The sequence below is a fragment of the Blastococcus sp. SYSU D00868 genome (assembly GCF_054050575.1).
On record NZ_JBJGZO010000002.1, the window covers coordinates 144,497 to 161,279 of the forward strand.

Below are 16,783 nucleotides of genomic sequence, written 5' to 3' on the forward strand. Positions count from 1 at the left end.
CGGTCAGCGCGTGTCCTGCCCCGCCGGTCGCGCCGTCGCGGCCGGGAGGACCAGCTCGTCCACCTCCAGCCGGGCGATGTGGACGCGCTTCAGGTCGGCCCGGCCCACGGCGAGGCGGCCCACGGCGAGACGGCCCACGGCGATCGAGCCGACCACGAGGGCGCCGAGCGCGAACGAGCCCACCGCCAGGGCTCCCAACGCCACGGCGCCCAGCGCCACGGGGCCGCCCACGACGGGGCCCACGGTGACGGGCCGACGGACACGGATGGGACGGGACGTGTTCACGGGGGACCTCCAGTCGAGTCGCGATCGCCCGGACGGTGCCCGCTGCCCGGGCCGCGCGGGCAGGGCCGGAGGTCTCCGATCGCCGACCTGCTGGGCCAGCGACCTCCCCCGCCGGCCGGCGACGTCGTCGTGGTGCTGGCCGCCTCCGCGGTGCTGCTCGTCGACGGCGCGGGGAAGGCGTGGGTGGCGCATCGGCGCGACGTGGATGTGACGCCGGCGCCGCCGGGCGCCCGGTCGGCGCACCGGCGGCACGCGCGCCCGCACCGGACGACGGGGTACCGCCGGCACCCCGCCCGGCACGGCGGCGTCGCGGCGGTCGCCGCGGCGGCCGTCGTCCTGTGCTCGGTGGCCGTCTCCTCCGGCGAGGTGGGCGCGGCCGAGGCGGCGGTCTTCCGGTTCGTCAACGCGTGGCCCGACGGTCTGCGGCCGGTGCTGTGGGGCTTCCAGCTGGGAGGCGTGCTCGGCATGCCGCTGCTGGTGGCCGTTCCCGCGCTGCTGCTGCGCCGATGGCGGCTCGCCCTCGCTCTCTGCGCGCTGGTCCCGCTCAAGCTGCTGGTGCACGGGGAGCTGGTGAAGGCGCTGGTGCAGCGGCGCCGGCCGGGCAGCTCCATCGAGGGCGCCGTGCTGCGGGACGTCCCCTCCGACGGGATCGCGTACCCCTCCGGGCACGCCGTCATCGCCTTCGGCGTCGTGGTGCTGCTGTGGCCGCACCTACAGGCGCGGTGGCGCGCGGTGGTCCTCGGGCTGGCCGTGCTGAACTCGCTGGCGCGGGTGTACCTCGGCGCCCACGCACCGCTCGACGTGGTCGCCGGGGCCGCGCTGGGGGTGGCGCTGGGCGCGGTGCTGTGCCTGGTCGTCGGGGTGCCGGCGGCTCAGGCGCGCAGCACCGCCGCGCCGCCGAAGCGCCCGGCGGCCAGGTCCGCGAGGGCCCGCGGCGCCTCGTCCATCGGGTAGGAGGTCGTCGTCGCCCGGACGCCGAGCCGCACGGCCAGCCGCAGGAACTCCTCCCCGTCGCGCCGGGTGTTGGCGGTGACGCTGCGCAGCCGGCGCTCCTGGAACAGCTCGGTGGCGTAGTCGAGGGTCGGGATCGGCGACAGCCAGATGCCGGCGACGGCGAGCGTCCCGCCCCGGTCCAGCGCCCGCAGGGCGACCGGGACGAGCTCGCCGGCGGGCGCGAAGAGGACGGCGCCGTCCAGCGGCTCCGGCGGCGCGTCGGTGGCCTCGCCGACGGAGTCGACGCCGAGCTCCCCGGCCAGCCGCCGGTTGTGCTCGCCGCGGGTGAGCACGTGCACCCGCAGCCCCTGGGCCAGCGCGACCTGGGCGGTGAGGTGGGCGCTGCCGCCGAAGCCGTAGATCCCCAGCCGGCCGCCCGGCGGGACGGCGGCGCAGCGCAGCGCGCGGTATCCGATGATCCCGGCGCACAGCAGCGGCGCGGCCTGCTCGTCGGCCAGACCGTCGGGCAGCCGGTAGGCGAACCGCTCGTCGACGAGGCAGGCGTCGGCGTACCCGCCGTCGAGGTCCCAGCCGGTGAACAGCGGGGCGGTGCAGAGGTTCTCGTCGCCGCGGCGGCAGAACCGGCAGGTGCCGTCGGTGCGCCCCAGCCAGGGCACCCCGATCCGCTCCCCCACCCGGAACCGGTGCGCGCCGCGGCCCCGGGCGGCCACCCGGCCGACGACCTCGTGCCCGGGCACGACCTGCGGGGCCCGGGGCTCCAGGTCCCCCTCGGCCAGGTGCAGGTCGGTGCGGCACACGCCGCAGCAGAGGACCTCCACGCAGACCTGTCCGGGGCCGGGGTGGGGCAGCCGCCGCTCCACCCGCAGCAGCGGCCCGCTCGCGATCGGCCCGGGGCGGTCGACCACCCAGGCGCGCACCGCAGCCGCTCAGCCTGCGGTGGGGACCGGTGCCGGCTCGGCGGACACCGGTGCGGCCTCCGCGGCCTCGGCCGGTGCCGGCTCCGCGTGCACGACCATCACCGGGCAGGGGGCGTGCACCGCGCAGTGCAGGGCCACCGAGCCCAGCAGCATGCCGGCCAGGCGGCTGGTGCTGCGGCTGCCCACGACCAGCAGGGCCGCTCCGTCGGCGGCCTGGACGAGCCCCTCGGCGGGGGCGCCGGCCAGCACCCGGAGCCGGACGTCGGCGCCGGCCCCGAGCACGCCGGCGACGAGCTGCTCGGTCCGGACCCGCGCCTGCTCGAGCGTCTCCGACAGCGGCGGGGCCGTGACCGCGTAGAGGTCGCTCCAGTAGGCCTCCGGCTGGAAGACGGCGACGACCTCGAGCTCGGCGTCCCGCTGCCGTGCCTCGTCGGCCGCACGGGCGAGCGCCGCCCGCGACACGGCGGAGTCGTCGACCCCGACCACGACCCGCGGCGGCGGCTGCACGGCACCGGGGTGGACCACCACCGCCGGACAGGGCGCGTGCGCCACCAGGTGCTCGGCCGGTGCGCCGGCGCAGACCAGCACCTCCGCCTCGACGTCCGCGGCGCCGGGGACGGCGGTCAGCGCCGGGTCCTGGCGGGCGTCGGCCAGGAACCCGCGCACCCGGGCCTCGGTGTCCTCGCGGATCGCGTCCAGTCGCCCCACGTCGACCAGGTACGGGTCGAGCCCGTAGTAGTCGATCGGATACGCGCTGACCAGCTCCAGGGTCGCCCCCGCACGGGCCGCCGCGCCGAGCGCCCAGACGAGCGCGGCGCGGGCCCCGGGCGACCCGTCGACCCCGACGACCCACCGCTCCGGCCGCCCGGCGGTCCTCCCGTGCCCGGCGGCCGCCCGCGCGGCCGGCTCCGGAGGCATCTGCTGCGTCGTCACCGTCGTCCCTCGGCATCCCGCCCGGTCGGACGCCGGGCCTGGTGCCAGCCTCTGGGCGCCGCAGACGCCCGGACGCGGGCCGACGTCCCCGCCCCGCGGGACCTTGGGCCCGCGCCATCCGGGCCGTCGGCCCGGACCGGCCACGCGGGTCCCCGCCCTGGCGTCGCGGTCGAACCGGTCCCCGGGCCGGAGGACGGAGGACCGCGATGGGACCGCGCTGGGCTCCCGGGGCAGGTGGACGACGTACACCGGACAGGTCACGTGCAGCACGCAGTGCAGCGCCACCGACCCGAGGGCGGCGGCCCGCAGCGCGCCCTGGCCGCGGCCGCCGGAGTGCCGGACGTCACCGGGCACCGGGACCTGCGGCCCGACCGCCGCCGAGAGGGCCGGAGGTCCCGCCGCGGCCGGTCCGGCGACCCTGGGAGGACGGGACCGGATCTGCCTAGCGTCGGCCGCGGACCCGTCCCGAGGAGGAGCAGTGCAGGTCAGAGACGTCATGACGCGCGCGGTCGTCACCGTCGGGCCGGACACGTCGGCCGAGTACGCGGGCGAGGTGATGGCCGAGCACGGCTTCGCCGCCCTGCCGGTCGTCGACGCCGACGGCCGGCTGGTGGGGATCGTCGCGGAGGCCGACGTGCTGCGGGACCGGCTGCCCCGCGACCCCCGCCTGCACCTGCGCCGGGACCCGGAGCCGGCGCGCGTGCTGCCCCTGCTGGTCCGCGGGGTCATGACGGCGGGCGTGCGGTCGGTGGACCCGACCGCCGACGTCTCCGACGTGGCGCAGCTGTTCGTCGACGGGCACCTGCGCAGCGTGCCGGTCGTGGACGGCGGGCGGGTCGTCGGCATCGTCAGCCGCCGCGACCTCCTGCGTGCCCTCGTGCGGACCGACCCGCAGATCCGCACCGAGCTCCTGGACCTCGTCGAGCGGTACACCGGGGAAACCGGCGCGTGGGAGGTCGCCGTGACCGAGGGCGTCGCCACCGTCCGCCGCACCTCCGGTGCGTCGCTCGACCCGCCCGGCACCGAGGAGCGGGCGCTCACCGCGCTGGCCCGGACCGTCGGTGGGGTCGTCGCGGTGGAGGTCCTGCCGCCCGCCCCGGCCGACCGGTCCGACGCCCTGACCACCGGCTCCTGAGGACCGGCCGTGGCCGCACCGCACGCCGTCCGCCCCGTGCCCGCCGGCGGGAGCAGGGACGGATGACGGCCACCGGGGTCCCCGTCCTCGACGAGCTGTCCTCTGTCGCATGCCTCCGGCTGCTGGCCTCGGTACCGCTGGGCCGCCTGGCGTTCACCGTCGGTGCCCTGCCCACGATCCAGCCGGTGCACTTCGCCGTCCGCGGCGACGAGCTGCTGATCCCCGCGCGGCTCGGCGGCAAGGTCGAGGCGGCCAGCCGCGGCGCCGTCGTCGCGTTCGAGGTCGACGACTACGACGCGGCGGCGCGCACCGGGTGGAGCGTCACGGTCGTGGGCCCCTCCTGGGTGCTGGACGACGCGGCCGAGGTCGCCGCCCTGCACACCGCCGGCCTCACGCCCTGGGTGCCGGCGACCCAGTCCTGCGTGGTCGTGGTCCGCATCGCCCGGATCACCGGCCGGCGCCTGTCCCGGCACGCCGTCGGGCACGCTCCCCCGGCCGCCACCCCGCCCCTGTCCCCGGCCTCCGCGCACGTCGCCGCAGGTGAGTGAGCCGGCCGACGCACCGCCCTCCGGACGCGACGGGGTATTGACCGGTCCGGGCGGCGGTGCCAGCGTCGGGCGCGCGCGGGGGGCTCCGACGGGCGGGACGAGACCATGCAGGACGACAGCCGGGCCCAGGCATCCCCGGCCCGCGACCTCCTCGCGGGCATGCGCCTGACCGAGCTGCTCGACGAGGTGCAGGACCGGCTGCGCGCGGTGGCGCGCACCCAGGAGCGCGTCCAGGGACTGCTCGACGCGTTCCTCAGCGTGTCCACCGGCCTGGACCTCGACGCCACGCTGCGCCGGATCGTGGAGGCGGCGGTCGGCCTGGGCGACGCCCGCTACGGGGCCCTGGGCGTCCTCGGGCCGAGCGGCGGGCTGTCCGCGTTCATCTACACGGGGATCGGCGAGGAGGTCGCCGCCCGGATGCCGCACCTGCCCGAGGGCAAGGGCGTCCTGGGCCAGGTCATCAGCGAGCCCTATCCGCTGCGCGTCGGCGACCTCTCCACGCACCCCGCCTCGGTCGGCTTCCCCGCCGGCCACCCGGAGATGCGCAGCTTCCTCGGCGTCCCCGTCCTGGTCCGCGGCGAGGTGTTCGGCAACCTCTACCTCACCGAGAAGCGGGACGGCGACTTCACCGCCGAGGACGAGGCGGTGCTCACCGCCCTGGCCGGGGCCGCCGGGATCGCCATCGAGAACGCCCGCCTGTTCGAGGAGGCCGAGGTCCGGCGGCGGTGGACCGTGGCGGCCGGTGACGTGCGCGAGCGGCTGCTCGGTGACGCGCCGCCCGAGGCGGCGCTGCAGCTGATCGTCAGCCGGGTCCGCGAGCTCACCGAGGCCGACGCCGTGTGGTTGATGGTCGGCCCCCACCCCGAGGACGGCCACTTCGAGTTCCGGGCCCAGGCCGGCGAGGGCCTCGAGGACGTGTCGGCCGCCCGGCTCCTCCCGTCGGAGGCCCCGCTGCTGGCGGCCTTCGCCGAGGCGAGGTCGGTGGTGGTCCTCGACATGAGCGGAGTCGCCTACGAGGGCCCGAACGCGCACGTGCCCTGGGGCCCCTGCATCGGCGTGCCGCTGCCGGGCGGTCAGGCGGAGGACGGCCTGCTGATCGCGGCGCGGCGGGCCGGGGGGAAGCCGTTCAACCCCGGCCTGGCCGTGCTCATCGGCACGTTCGCCGACCAGATGGCCGTGGCGCTGGACCTGGCCGCGCGCCAGTGGACCGCCCGCCGGCTCGACGTCTTCGAGGACCGCGACCGCATCGCCCAGGACCTGCACGACCTGGTCATCCAGCGGGTGTTCGCGGCCGGCCTGAGCCTGCAGTCGGTGCTGCCGCGGGTGGGCGACCTGCAGGCACAGCGCCGCATCCGCGACGTCGTCCGTCAGCTGGACGAGACCGTCCGGGACATCCGGACGACGATCTTCGACCTGCACACCACGGACGACGCGGACGCCGGGAGCAGTCTCCGCCGCCGGTTGCTCGACATCGTCACCGAGACCGCGGGGAGCGACCTCTCCCCCGCCGTCCGCCTGTCCGGCGCCGTCGACAACCTGGTCACCGGCGAGCTGGCGGCCGACGTGGAGGCCGTCGCCCGCGAGGCGGTGAGCAACGCCGCCCGGCACTCCGGCGCCCAGCACGTCACCGTGACGCTCGACGTCGGCGACGACGTGGTGCTCGAGGTGGTCGACGACGGTCGCGGCATCGACCCCCGGGCGGCGCGCAGCGGGCTGCGCAACCTCGCCGACCGCGCCGACCGGCGGGGTGGCGGGACGACGGTCGAGGCGGCGGCCGAGGGGGGTACGCGGCTGCGCTGGTGGGCGCCGCGCGGCTGAGGGAGCGGGTCAGCGGGACCGCTGCGACGGCGCGCCGGAGCCGCGCAGCTCGGTGGCGAGGACGGCCGCCTGGGTGCGGCGTTCCATGCCCAGCTTGGCGAGCAGGTGGGAGACGTAGTTCTTGACCGTCTTCTCGGCCAGGAACATCCGCTCGCCGATCTGCCGGTTCGTCAGGCCCTCGCCGATCAGCTCCAGGACCGTCCGCTCCTGCTCGCTCAGCGTCGCCAGCGGGCCGCTGGGCTCCGCCGAGCGGCGCATCCGCTCCAGGACGGCGGTGGCCGCGGCCGGGTCGAGCAGGGACCCGCCGGCGGCCACCGTGCGCACGGCGCTGACCAGGTCCTGCCCGAGGATCTGCTTGAGCAGGTAGCCCGACGCGCCCGCCAGGATCGCCTCGAACAGGGCCTCGTCGTCGCTGTAGCTGGTCAGCATGATGACCTTGAGCTCGGGCATCCTGGACCGCAGCTCGCGGCACACCGAGACGCCGTCGCCGTCGGGCAGCCGGACGTCCAGCACCGCCACGTCCGGACGCAGCGCCGGGACCCGGGCCAGCGCCTCGGCGGCGTTCTTCGCCTCGCCCACGACGCTGATCCCCGGGTCACCGCTCAGCAGGTCGGCGACCCCACGGCGCACGATCTCGTGGTCGTCGAGCAGGAAGACCCGGATGGTGGGCCGGGCGTCGTCCACAGGTGCTGCTCCGTCCCGCCGCGGCTGCGCGGCCCCTGATGACACCGGTCGCCGTGAGGCTAGGCCCGGCCGGCCCGGGTCCCCTCAGGGTCGAAGGTCCCGACTCAGTGCCCCGGGGACCTCCGACGGTCCGCGGAGGTCCTCCGTCCCTGCCTGCTCGACCGTCGGGGGCGGCAGCGTGCCCGTCATGGACATGAGCCCTCCTCGGATCCTCGTCGCCTACGCGACCGCGGGCGGCAGCACCCGCGAGGTGGCCGAGCGCATCGGCGCCCGGCTGCACGAAGCGGGCGTTGTCGAGGTCCGCCCGGCCGGCCCGGGCCTCCGGATCGACGGTGTCGACGCGTTCGTCGTCGGCAGCGCGGTCCACGACATGGCCTGGCTGCCCCCGGCCCGGGAGTTCGCCGGGCGGCTGGCCCCCGCGCTGGACGGCCGGCCCGTCTGGCTGTTCAGCGTCGGCGGCCTGGACCCGCGCGGCCGGTTCCGGACGTGGATGGGCCGCCAGGAGCTCGCCCGGATCGGGCGCGGTCTGCCCGCGGGGCTGGCCGCCCGCGACCACCGGCTGTTCGGCGGCGTGGTGCGCACCCGGGGCGTCCCGTTGTAGGGCCGGGTGTTCTACCGGGCCACCGGCCAGCGGCCGGGCGACCACCGGGACTGGGCGGCCATCGAGGGCTGGGCCGCCGGGATCGCCGGGGCCCTGGCGCCCCGCGGCGCCGGTTCGGTCACCGGCTGACCGGCGGGTCGGCCTCGCGCCGTGCGGCCCGCCAGGTCGGGACCCCCGTCCCTGCCGGGCCGGAGACCGCGCACCGCAGTGCCCGGGCGGCGACGTCCTCGCCCGGGCACTGCCACGAGCAGATCGCGCGGCACCGGGCCCAGGTGGTGGAGGCCCTGGAGGACCTGCCGGAGGTGCGCGACCGGACCTGGCGCGGCTGACCCGCCCCGGCCGGCGACGCACGCCCGCCCGGGTCCCGCCCCACGACGACCCGGGACGTTGGTCACGGCCGGGGACGTCCTCCGCCTCCTGCCCCCGGCCCGATGGGGCGGGACCGTGAGCCCACGCCCCGCCGGGGCGCGACGCAGCCGTCCGGGATCCGGAGGTCGCCGTGGACGTCCTGAGCCGCAGCATCGACGAACGCCTCCGGACCGACCTCGTCGCGGCCCGGCAGCGGCTGCTCGCCGCGCGGTCGGTCCAGCGCACGGCCGACACCCCGGCATCGCGCTCGGCGGTCGAGGAGTGCCTGGCCCGCCTCGACCGGCTGCTGGACCTGTGGAACGAGATGTCGGTCCGGGAAGCCGGGGTGTGAGCACCCGGCGCCCCCTCGGGGGCTGACCGGGCTCTGGCCCCGGTGGCCCTACCGACGCGGGCGCGGACGTCGGGGCCGGGCGCGCACCGCCGCCCGCCGTCACCGCCTGCCCCCGGTCGGGGCGGCGAGCAGCTCGCGGGTCAGCCGGCCCGTCACGGTCTCCTCGTCGACCCCCACCGGCGCAGGCCCGCGTCCCGCAGGTCCAGCGGCAACGTCAGGGCGACCGCCTCGTCCGGCAGTGCGGCGGTGCAGGCCGGAGTCGGGCACCAGCACGACCGTGGCGTCGGGCCGGCAGGCCCGCTGCGGAAGGGCGACCGGGTCGTCGCACCCTTCGCGATCTCCGACGGCACCTGCGAGTCCTGCCGCGCCGGCCTGCACACCTCCTGCGCCCACCCCGAGGCCGGGTCCTGGGACGGCGAGCCCGGCGAGGGCGGCCAGGCCGAGGCGGTCCGCGTGCCACTGGCCGACGGCACCCTCGTCAGGCTGCCCGTCGCCGCGGACTCCGCCCTGATCCCGTCCCTGCTCACCCTGTCCGACGGCCTCGGCACCGGGTACCACGCCGCGGTCGCCGCCGGGATCGCCCGCGGCCACCGGGTGGCCGTGATCGGGACGGCGCCGTCGGTCTGCTGGCCGTGCTGTCGGCCCGGCGGCTGGGCGCCGAGCAGGTCATCCTGATGGGCCGCCACCGCGCACGCACCGGGCTGGGCCGGGACCTCGGCGCCACCGACGTCGTCCCCGCCCGCGGGGAGGAGGGCGTCGCCGCGGTCCGCGACCTCACCGACGGGCACGGCGTCCACGCCGTGCTCGAGGCGGTCGGGACCCTGCCGGCCTACGAGCAGGCCGCCGGCATCGTCCGCCGCGGCGGCGTCATCAGCCGGGTCGGCGTCCCGCAGTACGAGGACGCCCCCATCGGCATGGGCAGCCTGTTCCGGCACGACGTCCGCCTGGCCGGCGGACCGGCACCGGTGCGCGCCTACGTCGACGAACTGCTGCCCGACGTGCTCGACGGCACCATCGAGCCGGGCCGGGTCTTCGACACCGCCATCGACCTCGCCGGCGTCCCCGGCGACTACCGCGGCATGGCCGACCGCACGTCGCTCGAGGTCCTCGTCCGGCCCTGACCCACCCGACCGACGGCGAGGGGTGCGGAAGGCCGCGCCCCTCGCCGTGTCCGGCTGCGGCGACGAGCCGAGCTCGCGGGGCCCGGCCGGCCACCGGCAGGATGTGCGCGGCCCGCCGGGCCCCGGGCGGCGGGCACGGGACCGCGGGGGCCGCCTGCAGGAGCCGACACGGAGGAGGAGCCGACGATGGGCGGAGCGCGGTACGAGGTGGACCCCGGCCTGGAGCGGGTGGGCCGGCTGCTCGGCCGCCTGACACCGGGCACACCCGAGGGCTACCGGCGGCAGGTCCGGGTCATGAACGCCCTCGCCCGGCGGCGCCACCGCCCCGGCCAGGAGACCAGCCGGGTCCGCGGGGACGTCGAGGTGGCCCAGCGCTGGACCACCCGCCGCGACGGCTCCCCGCTGCGCCTCGTCGTCGTCCGCCCCGCCGTCCCCCGCGTCGGCGTGCCCGGGGTGCTGTGGATCCACGGCGGCGGCTACGCCATCGGCACCCCCGAGCAGAGCCTCGCCACCGCCAGGCGGCTGGTCACCGCGGCCAACGCCGTCGTCGTGCTGCCCGACTACCGCCTGTCGGTCGAGTCGCCCTACCCGGCAGCGCTGGACGACTGCTACGACGCGCTGCTGTGGCTGCGCGACCACGCCGGCGACCTCGGCGTGGCCGACGACCAGCTGGTGGTCGGCGGCGAGAGCGCCGGCGGCGGCCTGACCGCCGCGGTGACCCTGCTGGCGCGCGACCGCGGCGAGGTCGCCGTCGCCTTCCAGATGCCGCTGTACCCCATGATCGACGACCGCCCCACCGCCTCGTCCCGGGACAACACCACGCCGGTGTGGAACACCACCACGAACGTCGCCGCCTGGGACCTCTACCTCGGCGACCTCCGCGGCGGCGACGTGCCCGCCTCCGCCGCCCCGGCGCGGGCCACCGACCTCGCCGGCCTGCCGCCGACGCTGACCTTCGTCGGGGACATCGAGCCCTTCCACGACGAGGTCGTCGACTGGTGCCGCCGGCTGGAGGCCGCCGGCGTGCCGGTCACCCTCGAGGTCTACCCCGGCGCCTTCCACGGCTTCGACCTCGTCGCCGCCTGGGCCCCGGTCAGCCGGAGGGCGCGCGCCTTCCTCGTCGACGGGTTCCGCGACCACCTCACCCGCTACCGCGGGTCTCAGCCCGCTCGCCTCTGAGGGGTTCCCGGACGGACCCGACCGGGCCACCCCTGCGCGGGGTGGCCCGGTCCTCCGCGGTCAGGCGGCCGTCGCGCGGGCGGCCTCGTCGACCAGCCGGGCGACGACGTCCGGCCGCGAGACGGTCACCGCGTGGGAGGCGTCCACCTCGACGGTGTGCGAGGACGCCCGCTCGGCCATGAACCGCTGGGCCTCGGCCGGGACGGCCAGGTCCTGACGCGTCACGAGGGTCCAGGACGGGATGGTCCGCCAGGCCGCCTCCGACGCCTCGTCGGCCAGCGCCGCGGCGGTGATCGGTCGCTGCGTGACGGCCATCAGCTCGGCGACGTCCGCCGGCACGTCCGCGGCGAAGACCTCCCGGAACCGCTCCTGCGCGATGTAGAGGTCGTCGCGGACCCGACCGTCCGGACCGCGGACGGGCACCGGGCGCAGCGCCGGCCCCAGCTCGTTGCCCGGGTACCTCCCGGCGAGCTCGCCGGTGCTCTCCCCCTTCTCGAGCAGGAAGCTGGCGACGTGGACCAGCGCCCGGACCCGCGGGTGCCCGGCGGCCGCCTCGCTCATCACGCTGCCGCCGTAGGAGTGGCCGGCGAGCACGACCGGCCCGTCGATGCCGTCCAGGACGTCCCGCAGGAAGGCGGCGTCGCCGTGCAGGTCGCGCAGCGGGTTCGCCACGGCGACGACCGGGTGGCCGTCCCGCCGGAGCGCGGCGATCACGCCGTTCCAGCTCGACGAGTCGGCGAAGGCCCCGTGCACGAGCACCACCGTGGGCCTGCCGGCGGCGCGGGCGTCGAGCGTGCTGCTGGTCATCGGTCTCTCCCTCTCGCTCCGCGGGCGGCCCGGTGCCACCCGTCCGGTCGCACTCCCGGCGCCCGCCCCGCTCGACCCGCCGGTTCGTCCGATATATTGCATTTCGGGGTCGCGGCACGGAAGGGTACGAACCGCCCTTCCTCGTTCCGCAGCCCGCCCGTCCGCCCGGAGGTCCCCCGTGCCGATCCCCGCGACGGCCCCCGGCGTCGACCGCGGCCTGCTGCGCGACGACGTCTACCGCCGGCTGCGCGACGCGATCGTCGACGGCACCTTCGCCCCCGGCGAGCAGCTCAAGGACCTGGAGCTCGCGGCCTGGCTCGGGGTCAGCCGGACGCCGGTCCGGGAGGCGCTGCTCCGGCTCGCGCAGTCCGGCCTCGTGCTCGCCCGGCCGGGCCGGTCGACGGTCGTGAGCCCGCTCGACGCCCGGGACGTCCGCGACGCCCGCGACGTCGTCGCGGCGATGCACGAGGTCGCGGTCCGCGAGGCGGTGCCGGCCCTCACGGAGTCCGACCTCGACGAGCTGCGCGACGCCAACCGGCGGTTCGCGGCCGCCATCGAGTCCGGCGACGTCGAGCAGGCCCTGCTCGCCGACGACGAGCTGCACGGCGTGCTCGTGCACATCGCCGGCAACCGCGCCCTCGACACGGTGCTCGAGCAGTTCACGCCGACCGTGCGCCGGGCGGAGCGGCTGCGGTTCGCCTCGCTGCAGGGCCGGGCCTCGGTCCGCCGGCACGACGAGCTGATCCGGCTCTGCGCCGCCGGCGACGTCGAGGGCGCGGCCGCCGTCGCCTACGACACCTGGCACAGCCTGCCCGGCCCGCCGGCGTGAGCCCCGGGCGCCGCCGCTCAGGGCGCGATGACCAGCCCGGCGATGCGGTCGCCGTCCATCGCGAACCGGTAGCGCAGCGCGACGACGCCGCCGGGGAAGTCGCCCTCCAGCCGGAGGACGGCGACCCAGTGCGCGTCGTCGTCGCGCTCGGCGCCGACGAGCTCGGTGGTGTAGCTGAACTCGGCCCCGGCGTGGGACAGGAACCGCCGGATCTCCCCCGTGCCGCGGTAGGTGGTGCCGTCGTCGACGACCACGGCGGTGGGGGTGAGGGCGCGGAGCGCGGCGTCGACGTCCCGGGCCACGTGCGCGGTGAGGAAGCCGCGGATCGTCGCGGGCAGCCGGTCGGTGGGGATGCTGGTCGGTGCGGTCATGCCCCGACCCTGCGGCCTCCCGCTCCGGGAGGGTCAACCGCTGGACCCTCCCCCCGGGGGAGGGTGCACAGTGCTCCGGTGCTGGCGATCGGCGAGTTCTCCCGGCTGACCCACCTCAGCGTGCGCACCCTGCGCCGGTACCACGACGCCGGCCTGCTGGAGCCCGCGACCGTGGACGCCGCGACCGGCTACCGCTACTACAGCGCCGACCAGATCCCGACCGCCCAGGTCATCCACCGCCTGCGCGAGCTCGACGTCCCCCTGCCCGACGTCCAGCGCATCCTGCGCTCCCCCGATCCCGGCGCCCGTGCCGCGCTGGTCTCCGAGCACCTGCAGCGACTGGAGGCCGAGCTGGACCGCACCCGCGCGGCGGTGGCGTCGCTGCGCCGGCTGCTGCGGCCGGCGCCGCCCCCGCTGGCCGTCGAGCTGCGTGCGGTGCCGGCCGCGACCGTGGCCGCGGTGGAGGACGACGTGGCGCACGACCAGGTGCTCGCCTGGTACGCCGGCGCCATGGCCGAGCTCGACGCCGTGGTCGGCGAGGGGACCGGCGTCCCGGGCGGGCTGTACGACAACGCGCTGTTCGAGGCGGGCCGCGGGCACGCGCTCGTGTACCGGCCCGCCGCCGAGCCGCCGCGCCGCGGCCGCGTGCACCCGGTGACCCTGCCGGCCGTCGAGCTGGCCGTCACCACGCACGCGGGCGAGCACGACGACGTCGACGTCACCTACGGCGAGCTCGGCATGTGGGTCACGGCCAACGCGCTGGCCGTGGCCGGCCCGGTGCGCGAGCGGTACCTCGTCGGCCCCCGGGACACCGCCGACCCGGGCGCCTGGCGCACCGAGATCGGCTGGCCGGTCTTCCGGGTCGCCCCGCGCTGAGCCCGCGGCGGCGGCACACTCGACCTCGCCCCGCGCCGTCCGGCGGCTCCTCGGTGAGAAAGGCGCGCACCCATGCCCAGCGCCCCCCGGTCCCCCGCTCCCCCTCCCCTGCCGCGGCACCTGCAGGTGGAGGTGACGTCGGCGTGCAACCTGGCGTGCGCCATGTGCCTGGTCAGCTACCGGCCGCCGGTCAACCGGGCCGACGGCGCGATGCCGATGGAGCTGTTCCGCCGGCTGGTGGACGGCACCCCCGGGCTGACGCGGCTGACCCTGCAGGGCCTCGGCGAGCCGCTGCTGCAGCCGCACCTGCTCGCGATGGTCGCCCACGCCAAGCAGCGGGGCATCGAGGTCGGCTTCAACACCAACGCGATGCTGCTGACGCGCGAGCGGGCCGAGCGCCTCGTCGCGCTCGGGCTGGACTGGCTGCACGTCTCCCTGGACGGCGCCACGGCGCGGACCCACGAGGGCATCCGGGCCGGCGCGGACCTCGACCGGGTCGCCCGCAACCTCCGGGGGCTGCAGGCGGCGAAGCAGGCGGCCGGGTCGGACGACCCGGAGGTGCGGGTGGTGTTCGTGGCCATGCGCCGCAACCTCTCCGAACTGCCCGACCTCGTGCGGCTGCTCGCCGAGTGGGGGGTCGGCGAGCTGCACGTGCAGGACCTGTCGCACGACTTCGGCGACACCGACCCGTCGGGCGACTACGCCGGGATCCGGGCGTTCGCCCGCGCCGAGAGCCTCGAGCACGTCGATCCGGCCCGCGTGGCCGACGTCTTCGCCGCGGCCCGGGAGCAGGCCGGGCGCTGGGGCGTGCGCCTGCGGCTGCCCACCCCGGACGCGCAGCCGCCGGTCCGCGCACCCGGTGAGCCCGGCTGCAGCTGGCCCTGGGACGCCGCCTACGTCACCAGCTCCGGCGTGGTCCAGCCCTGCTGCATGGTCATGGGCGACGACCGGGTCTCGCTGGGCAGCCTGGCCGACGACGACCTGCCCGGGATCTGGACCGGCGAGGCGTACGCGGAGTTCCGCGCCGCCCTCCGCACCGACGAGCCGCCGCCGGTGTGCGCCGGCTGCTCGCTGTACCGCGGCCGCTTCTGACCCCTGCGGGACGTCGGGCCCTGCACGCGTCGCGCCGCCGCCGCCAGCATGGCCCGGTGCCCTTCGACGTGGAGCGACTGCTGCGCCTGTGGTCCGACCCGCTGCCGGCGGACGACGGCGCCGCCACCGCCGCCTTCCGCGAGCTGTACGCCGATCCGGTGACGGTCAACGGCACGCCGATGTCGCCGGCGGCCCTCGTCGACCGGGCGCGGGCCGTGCAGCGCACCTTCGCCCCGGTTCGGCGCGAGGTGCTGTCGGTCGTCGACCGGGGAGACCGGGTCGCCGTGGCGTTCCGGATGGGCGGCCCGCACGTCGGCACCTGGACGACGTCCGCCGGGCCGGTGCCGGCCACGGGCCGCGAGCTCTGGCTCCGCGTGATCGACGTCCTCACCGTCGCCGAGGGGCGGATCACCGACATCGTCATGGTCGCCGACGAGCTGGGCGTGCTCGTCGGCCTGGACGCCGTCCGGCTGCGCAACCCCGCCTCCGCCGCCACCGGCGACTGACCCGCCCACCGGCGGGCGGGTCGGCGGACGGCGCCCCGCGGTCAGCCGCCGGCGGCCAGCAGCCGCCCCATCTGCTCGTGCGCGGCCTGGATCCCCTGCAGCGGCCGCAGCATGACCCGGAACTCGACGATCCGGCCCGCCGCGTCGCACCGGATGATGTCGACGCCGTTCACGTACCGGTCCTCGACGCTCGTCTCGAACTCCAGCACCGCGGTGTCCCCCGACAGGACCTCCTTCGTGTACCGGAACCCGCCGGCGACGAGCGTCCGGGACGCCGCCTCGAGGTACCGCGCCGTGACGGCCTTCCCGCGCTGCGGCGTGAAGACCACCGGCGAGTGGAAGACGACGTCGTCGGCGAGCAGCTGGTCGAGGCCGCCGGGGAGCTGCCCGGCCAGGTACCGGTGCCAGCGGGCGACCACGCCCTCGATCACGTCGCCGGTCCCGTCGTCGGTGCGGTCGGTCACGAGGCCTCCTCGTCGTCGGCTGCCAGCCCGCGCCGCAGCTCCTCCAGGGCCTGGGCCAGGCCCACCCGCGGCGCCCAGCCCCACCGGCGGGCCCGGTCGGTGCGCAGCTGCCCGGTCCACACCGGCTCGTCGGTCCACTGCGGCTCGACGCCGAGCGCGCCGGTGACCGCGCCGAGGTAGTCGCGCCAGGTCGCCGGCTCACCGGCGACCAGCACCGGCGTCGTCGCGCCGGCCACCGGCCCGCGCTCCGGGTCCTCCGCGGTCGCGACCGCGCCGGTGGCGACGTCCGCGAGGAACGCCGCCAGGTCGTCGACGTGCACCCACGGCCAGCTCTGCGCCGGGTTCACCCGGCGGTCGCCGCGGAGCACCGCCCGCGGCCTCAGCGTGTTCCAGACCGACGTGTCGCCGGCGCCGAGGACGGCCGGCGGGCGCACCAGCACGACCGTGAGCCCGCCGACCCGGGCGAGCGCGGCGTCGGCGGCGTTCTTGGTGTCGGGGTAGTCGCCGCTGCCCTCGGGCAGCAGGGCGCCGTCCTCCGCGATGTCCCCGGCGCCGGCGGAGCGGTCGTGGACCCCCGCCGTGGAGACGTGCACGAACCGCGCCACGCCGGCCTCCCGGGCGGCCTCGGCGAGCGCGACCGCCCCCTCGGCACCCACCCGGTGCTGCTCCTCCCGCGACGAGCCCATCGGGTGCACCGTCGAGACGACGGCGTCGGCGCCCCGGGTCACCGCGCGGGCCACGGACGCGTCGGCGAGGTCGCCGACGTGCTCGGTCACCCCGTCGATCACCGGCGCGCTGCCGGCCCGGCGGACGACGGCGCGCACCTGCGCCGACCGCTCGGCCAGCGCCCGGCACACCGCCGCGCCCACCAGTCCGTTCGCACCGGTCACGACGACGACGGGAGCGGCACCGACCATGCCGCCCACCCTGCCAGTGCGCGGGCCACGGCACCCACGGAGGGGC

22 protein-coding genes are annotated in these 16,783 nt (G+C 77.4%); 14 read left to right on the plus strand and 8 right to left on the minus strand.

The window, feature by feature from the left end; genetic code table 11:
- Positions 1-3 precede the first annotated feature (3 nt).
- Positions 4-231: a hypothetical protein gene (locus tag ACI79F_RS02445; protein ID WP_456543477.1), complete on the minus strand. Its 228-nt coding sequence runs from the start codon at positions 229-231 to the stop codon at positions 4-6.
- Positions 232-414: 183 nt separating this feature from the next.
- Here ACI79F_RS02445 and ACI79F_RS02450 point away from each other — a divergent pair, with 183 nt between their 5' ends.
- On the plus strand, positions 415-1,239 hold the full coding sequence (locus ACI79F_RS02450) for a phosphatase PAP2 family protein (protein ID WP_456543476.1): 825 nt from the start codon (positions 415-417) through the stop codon (positions 1,237-1,239).
- On the opposite strand, the gene ACI79F_RS02455 is transcribed toward ACI79F_RS02450, so the two are convergent.
- On the minus strand, positions 1,158-2,156 hold the full coding sequence (locus ACI79F_RS02455) for a zinc-dependent alcohol dehydrogenase family protein (RefSeq protein WP_456543475.1): 999 nt from the start codon (positions 2,154-2,156) through the stop codon (positions 1,158-1,160). The genes ACI79F_RS02450 and ACI79F_RS02455 overlap by 82 nt on opposite strands.
- 9 nt (positions 2,157-2,165) lie before the next feature.
- A complete protein-coding gene (locus ACI79F_RS02460; RefSeq protein WP_456543474.1) occupies positions 2,166-3,089 on the minus strand; it encodes a universal stress protein in 924 nt (307 codons plus the stop codon).
- Between the two features lie 478 nt (positions 3,090-3,567).
- On the opposite strand from ACI79F_RS02460, the gene ACI79F_RS02465 reads away from it, so the two are divergent.
- From ACI79F_RS02465 to ACI79F_RS02475, 3 genes are all read left to right on the plus strand, one after another.
- Positions 3,568-4,224, plus strand: a complete 657-nt coding sequence (locus tag ACI79F_RS02465; protein WP_456543473.1) for a CBS domain-containing protein — start codon at positions 3,568-3,570, stop codon at positions 4,222-4,224.
- Positions 4,225-4,286: 62 nt separating this feature from the next.
- Entirely contained in the window at positions 4,287-4,772 is a 486-nt protein-coding gene (locus tag ACI79F_RS02470; protein ID WP_456543472.1) for a pyridoxamine 5'-phosphate oxidase family protein, read from the plus strand.
- A 105-nt stretch (positions 4,773-4,877) separates the two neighbouring features.
- Complete coding sequence (locus ACI79F_RS02475) at positions 4,878-6,590, plus strand: sensor histidine kinase (protein ID WP_456543471.1); 1,713 nt, start codon at positions 4,878-4,880, stop codon at positions 6,588-6,590.
- 9 nt (positions 6,591-6,599) lie between these two features.
- On the opposite strand, the gene ACI79F_RS02480 is transcribed toward ACI79F_RS02475, so the two are convergent.
- Entirely contained in the window at positions 6,600-7,274 is a 675-nt protein-coding gene (locus tag ACI79F_RS02480) for a response regulator (RefSeq protein WP_456543470.1), read from the minus strand.
- A 193-nt stretch (positions 7,275-7,467) separates the two neighbouring features.
- Here ACI79F_RS02480 and ACI79F_RS02485 point away from each other — a divergent pair, with 193 nt between their 5' ends.
- The 6 genes from ACI79F_RS02485 (at position 7,468) to ACI79F_RS02510 (ending at position 10,875) form a co-directional block, all read left to right on the plus strand.
- Complete coding sequence (locus tag ACI79F_RS02485) at positions 7,468-7,875, plus strand: flavodoxin domain-containing protein (RefSeq protein ID WP_456543469.1); 408 nt, start codon at positions 7,468-7,470, stop codon at positions 7,873-7,875.
- 6 nt (positions 7,876-7,881) lie between these two features.
- Entirely contained in the window at positions 7,882-8,004 is a 123-nt protein-coding gene (locus tag ACI79F_RS02490; protein WP_456543468.1) for a hypothetical protein, read from the plus strand.
- Between the two features lie 370 nt (positions 8,005-8,374).
- Positions 8,375-8,575: a hypothetical protein gene (locus tag ACI79F_RS02495; RefSeq protein ID WP_456543467.1), complete on the plus strand. Its 201-nt coding sequence runs from the start codon at positions 8,375-8,377 to the stop codon at positions 8,573-8,575.
- A 246-nt stretch (positions 8,576-8,821) separates the two neighbouring features.
- Entirely contained in the window at positions 8,822-9,250 is a 429-nt protein-coding gene (locus ACI79F_RS02500; RefSeq protein WP_456543466.1) for an alcohol dehydrogenase catalytic domain-containing protein, read from the plus strand.
- On the plus strand, positions 9,208-9,696 hold the full coding sequence (locus ACI79F_RS02505) for a zinc-binding dehydrogenase (RefSeq protein WP_456543465.1): 489 nt from the start codon (positions 9,208-9,210) through the stop codon (positions 9,694-9,696). Before ACI79F_RS02500 ends, ACI79F_RS02505 begins: the two co-directional genes overlap by 43 nt.
- 186 nt (positions 9,697-9,882) lie before the next feature.
- Positions 9,883-10,875 carry an alpha/beta hydrolase gene (locus ACI79F_RS02510; protein WP_456543464.1) on the plus strand — a complete coding sequence of 331 codons (993 nt, stop codon included), beginning with the start codon at positions 9,883-9,885 and terminating at the stop codon, positions 10,873-10,875.
- 60 nt (positions 10,876-10,935) lie between these two features.
- On the opposite strand, the gene ACI79F_RS02515 is transcribed toward ACI79F_RS02510, so the two are convergent.
- The gene (locus tag ACI79F_RS02515; RefSeq protein WP_456543463.1) at positions 10,936-11,682 is read right to left on the minus strand and encodes an alpha/beta fold hydrolase; all 747 of its coding nucleotides are present in this window, start codon (positions 11,680-11,682) and stop codon (positions 10,936-10,938) included.
- A 178-nt stretch (positions 11,683-11,860) separates the two neighbouring features.
- Here ACI79F_RS02515 and ACI79F_RS02520 point away from each other — a divergent pair, with 178 nt between their 5' ends.
- Positions 11,861-12,511: a GntR family transcriptional regulator gene (locus tag ACI79F_RS02520; RefSeq protein ID WP_456543462.1), complete on the plus strand. Its 651-nt coding sequence runs from the start codon at positions 11,861-11,863 to the stop codon at positions 12,509-12,511.
- 17 nt (positions 12,512-12,528) lie between these two features.
- On the opposite strand, the gene ACI79F_RS02525 is transcribed toward ACI79F_RS02520, so the two are convergent.
- Complete coding sequence (locus ACI79F_RS02525) at positions 12,529-12,882, minus strand: nuclear transport factor 2 family protein (RefSeq protein WP_456543461.1); 354 nt, start codon at positions 12,880-12,882, stop codon at positions 12,529-12,531.
- A 78-nt stretch (positions 12,883-12,960) separates the two neighbouring features.
- On the opposite strand from ACI79F_RS02525, the gene ACI79F_RS02530 reads away from it, so the two are divergent.
- The 3 genes from ACI79F_RS02530 (at position 12,961) to ACI79F_RS02540 (ending at position 15,356) form a co-directional block, all read left to right on the plus strand.
- On the plus strand, positions 12,961-13,758 hold the full coding sequence (locus ACI79F_RS02530) for a MerR family transcriptional regulator (RefSeq protein ID WP_456543460.1): 798 nt from the start codon (positions 12,961-12,963) through the stop codon (positions 13,756-13,758).
- Positions 13,759-13,830: 72 nt separating this feature from the next.
- Positions 13,831-14,850 carry a radical SAM protein gene (locus ACI79F_RS02535; RefSeq protein ID WP_456543459.1) on the plus strand — a complete coding sequence of 340 codons (1,020 nt, stop codon included), beginning with the start codon at positions 13,831-13,833 and terminating at the stop codon, positions 14,848-14,850.
- Between the two features lie 56 nt (positions 14,851-14,906).
- Positions 14,907-15,356, plus strand: a complete 450-nt coding sequence (locus ACI79F_RS02540; protein WP_456543458.1) for an ester cyclase — start codon at positions 14,907-14,909, stop codon at positions 15,354-15,356.
- A gap of 41 nt (positions 15,357-15,397) precedes the next feature.
- Here ACI79F_RS02540 and ACI79F_RS02545 read toward each other — a convergent pair whose 3' ends face one another.
- Positions 15,398-15,820, minus strand: coding sequence for a nuclear transport factor 2 family protein (locus ACI79F_RS02545; RefSeq protein ID WP_456543457.1), 423 nt, complete (start codon positions 15,818-15,820; stop codon positions 15,398-15,400).
- Complete coding sequence (locus ACI79F_RS02550) at positions 15,817-16,737, minus strand: NAD-dependent epimerase/dehydratase family protein (RefSeq protein ID WP_456543456.1); 921 nt, start codon at positions 16,735-16,737, stop codon at positions 15,817-15,819. Before ACI79F_RS02550 ends, ACI79F_RS02545 begins: the two co-directional genes overlap by 4 nt.
- Positions 16,738-16,783: the final 46 nt, after the last annotated feature.

Coding starts and splice junctions, on each gene's coding strand:
- ACI79F_RS02470 (WP_456543472.1), top strand. CDS start 4,287: ATGACGGCCACCGGGGTCCCCGTCCTCGACGAGCTGTCCTCTGTCGCA.
- ACI79F_RS02475 (WP_456543471.1), top strand. CDS start 4,878: ATGCAGGACGACAGCCGGGCCCAGGCATCCCCGGCCCGCGACCTCCTC.
- ACI79F_RS02485 (WP_456543469.1), top strand. CDS start 7,468: ATGAGCCCTCCTCGGATCCTCGTCGCCTACGCGACCGCGGGCGGCAGC.
- ACI79F_RS02510 (WP_456543464.1), top strand. CDS start 9,883: ATGGGCGGAGCGCGGTACGAGGTGGACCCCGGCCTGGAGCGGGTGGGC.
- ACI79F_RS02515 (WP_456543463.1), bottom strand. CDS start 11,682: ATGACCAGCAGCACGCTCGACGCCCGCGCCGCCGGCAGGCCCACGGTG.
- ACI79F_RS02525 (WP_456543461.1), bottom strand. CDS start 12,882: ATGACCGCACCGACCAGCATCCCCACCGACCGGCTGCCCGCGACGATC.
- ACI79F_RS02535 (WP_456543459.1), top strand. CDS start 13,831: ATGCCCAGCGCCCCCCGGTCCCCCGCTCCCCCTCCCCTGCCGCGGCAC.
- ACI79F_RS02550 (WP_456543456.1), bottom strand. CDS start 16,737: ATGGTCGGTGCCGCTCCCGTCGTCGTCGTGACCGGTGCGAACGGACTG.